This is a genomic window from Streptomyces sp. SID11385 (assembly GCF_010548245.1).
GTDB lineage: Bacteria > Actinomycetota > Actinomycetes > Streptomycetales > Streptomycetaceae > Streptomyces.
The window spans coordinates 1-2,766 of sequence record NZ_JAAGLR010001035.1; the positions used below are offsets into that span (position 1 = coordinate 1).

Genomic DNA, 2,766 nt, shown 5'->3' on the forward strand with positions numbered 1-2,766 from the left:
CCCGGAGCCCGTCCCGGGCCCCCGTACCGCGGCCCCCGCGCCCCCACCCCCGCCGCCGGTCCGCACCGCGCCCTTCGCCCGGCTCTCCCGCGCCGGGCACGCGCTCGCGCTCACCTTCGACGACGGGCCCGACCCGCGCTGGACCCCCGAGATCCTCGCCGTGCTGGCGGCCCACGAGGTCCGCGCGACCTTCTTCGTGTGCGGCAAGGAGGCCGCGAAACACCCGGCGCTGCTGCGCCGCATCACCGAGGCGGGCCACTTGGTCGGCAACCACACCTGGGACCACCGCCGGCTGGCGGGGCTCGGGCACGCGGCCGTCGAGGAGGAGATCGCCCGTACCAGCGAGACCGTCCGCCGCGCCACGGGCCGCGCGCCCGCCTGGTTCCGCGCCCCCTACGGCGCGTGGGACGGCCCCGTGTACGCGCTCGGCGCCCGGCACGGCATGGAACCGCTCGCCTGGAACGTCGACACGGAGGACTGGTCCCGCCCCGGAGCCGCCGCGATCACCCGCCGCGTCCTCGCCGGGGCGCGCCCCGGGGCCGTCGTCCTGTGCCACGACGGCGGCGGGGACCGCGCCCAGACGGTCGCCGCGCTGCGCCGCTTCCTGCCCCGGCTCGCGGCGGACGGCTGGGACCTGGTCCAGCCGGACCGACGGCTGACGTAGGGCGCTTGCCCGGTAGCGGGCGCGGCTCCCGCCGCCGCCTCGCTGCCAGGCGCCGCGCCCTCGCTGCCGCGCTTCGCTACTTCGACTCCAGGCGTCCCAGCGGGTGTGCTCCGCCGGCCAGTTCGGCGCGGGCCCGCGACCACGCCGTGCCGTCCGTGCCGAGGACGTCGTGCAGGTAGGCCGTGGTGACGTCCTGGACGAGGGCGAGGCGGGCCGGGTTCTCGTCGGTGGTCTCGGCGGACCCGTACCCGGGTATCCCGCCGAGGGAGTGCTCCCCGCCGTGGACCGTCAGCAGGCTCTTCGGCCCCGGGCTCAGCGTGTACGGGTCCTGCGTCCACTCCGCTCCGCGCACCGAGAGCGGGAGGTCGTCCGCGTCCCCGGCGACGACGAGGGCGGGGCGGCGCAGCGCGGAGAAGTCCTGGCCGCGCAGCCACGGCAGGTGCGTGGTGGCGAACGGCGTGAGGTCCGCGCCGCCGCTGCCCGCCGTGGCGATCAGCACGCCCGCCGAGACGCGCGCGTCCGACAGGTCCTGCGCCGTACCGGTCTCCGGGTCGGTCACCCGCAGGCCGAGCAGTACGCCCGCCGTCTGGCCCCCGAAGGAGTGCCCGGCCGCCGCGATCCGGCCGGTGTCGACGCGCTCCGCGAGCCCCGGCACGTGCGCCACGAGCGCGCCGAGGTCGTCCAGGACGCGCTTCATGTCCTCGACGCGGTGCCGCCAGAAGCGGGGCCTGCGCGGATCGTCCGCCGCGAGGCCCAGCGCCTTGGAGTCCAGATGGGTCGGCTGGATCACGACGAATCCGCGCGCGGCCCAGTGGTCGGCGAGTGGCCCGTACCCCTCCAGCGAGGAGCCGAAGCCGTGCGCGAACAGCACGACGGGCAGCCGCTCGCCGGTCGCGGGCGCCGCGACGCGGAGGCGCAGCTCGGTGCCGCGGCCCGGGGCGGGGAGCGTGAGGGGCTTGACGGAAACGACGGGGGAGGGGCTTGCGTGGGGCATGGGTGGTGCTTCTTTCCGGTGATCGTCCGACGCGCTCTACTTGAGCGTTCAAGTGCTACCGTAGGGAGCCGGTACTTGAATGGTCAAGTGCGGAAGTCCAGGCCCCGAATCCGGACCGCGAAGGGAAACGTCATGGCCCACAGGCCCGTGCTCAGCGCCGAGGAGGAGGACGCGTGGACGCAGTTGCACCTCGTCGCGCAGCTCCTGCCCGCCGTCATGGACCAGCGGCTGCGGCGGGACGCGGGGCTCGGGCACTACGACTACGCGGTGCTCCTCACGCTGTACCGGGCGCCCGAGCGCACCGCCGCGATGACCGGGCTCGTCGAGATCACCTCGGGCTCGTTCTCCCGCCTGTCGCACACCGTCACACGGCTGGAGGGGCGCGGCCTCGTCACGCGGGAACGGCGCGGCTCGCACCGGTACGTCTCGCTCACGGACGAGGGGCGCAAGGTCTTCCTGACGGCCGCCGCCGGGCACATGGACGAGATCAGGGACCAGGTCCTCGATCACCTGTCGCCCGAAGGCGTCCGCGCGCTCGGCGAACTCCTGCGCCCGATCGCCACGCGGCTGCGGGCGAACGCGCCGCGCGGCTGAACGCCCGGCTCAGCGCGCCGAGCCCACCATCCGCGCGAACACGACGACGTTGCCGTCGTACCCCGTGCCCCTGTGGTAGGCCCCGCCGCACGTGATGACCCGCAGCTCGGGACCCGCCGTCGCCCCGTAGACGCGCTCGCCCGGGAAGTCGTCCTGGGCGAAGACCTCGACCCCGTACACCTCGAAGAGCACCGTCCGCCCGTCCGCCCGCTCCACCGCGATGTGCCGGCCCTTGCGCAGCGCCCCGAGGCCGTAGAAGACGGCCGGGCCCTCCTCGTTGTCGACGTGCCCGACGAGGACGGCGGGGCCGCGTTCCCCGGGGGAGACGCTGCCCGTGAACCAGCCCACGAGATTGCGCTCGGCGGGTGGCGGCGCCTGCACCCAGCCCTGCGCGTCGAGCCCGACGGGCCGTACGGGCGCGTCGACCCGGATGTCCGCCACGCGCACCCGCCGGGGCCGCGAGAAGCCGAGCCCCCGCGCCTTGCCCGTGGCCGGCGAGGCGCTCCCGGGCGCG

Annotated in this window: 4 protein-coding genes; 2 read left to right on the forward strand and 2 right to left on the reverse strand. The window is 75.9% G+C overall.

The annotated features are described in order from the left end of the window. Positions 1 to 664, forward strand: a 664-nt coding sequence (locus G3I42_RS31830; RefSeq protein WP_164291157.1) for a polysaccharide deacetylase family protein, incomplete at its 5' end; no start/stop codon positions are given. Positions 665 to 740: 76 nt separating this feature from the next. Here G3I42_RS31830 and G3I42_RS31835 read toward each other — a convergent pair. After that, on the reverse strand, positions 741 to 1,658 hold the full coding sequence (locus G3I42_RS31835; RefSeq protein ID WP_164291158.1) for a dienelactone hydrolase family protein: 918 nt from the start codon (positions 1,656 to 1,658) through the stop codon (positions 741 to 743). Positions 1,659 to 1,790: 132 nt separating this feature from the next. On the opposite strand from G3I42_RS31835, the gene G3I42_RS31840 reads away from it, so the two are divergent. Continuing rightward, the gene (locus G3I42_RS31840; protein ID WP_164291159.1) at positions 1,791 to 2,252 is read left to right on the forward strand and encodes a MarR family transcriptional regulator; all 462 of its coding nucleotides are present in this window, start codon (positions 1,791 to 1,793) and stop codon (positions 2,250 to 2,252) included. A gap of 9 nt (positions 2,253 to 2,261) precedes the next feature. Here the strand turns inward: G3I42_RS31840 and G3I42_RS31845 are convergent. Next, positions 2,262 to 2,766: class F sortase (locus G3I42_RS31845; protein WP_164291160.1), on the reverse strand; the 505-nt coding region annotated here is incomplete at its 5' end.

Bases quoted from the DNA above. Each gene is read 5' to 3' on its own strand.
- G3I42_RS31840 (WP_164291159.1), top strand. From the start codon at position 1,791: ATGGCCCACAGGCCCGTGCTCAGCGCCGAGGAGGAGGACGCGTGGACG.
- G3I42_RS31835 (WP_164291158.1), bottom strand. From the start codon at position 1,658: ATGCCCCACGCAAGCCCCTCCCCCGTCGTTTCCGTCAAGCCCCTCACG.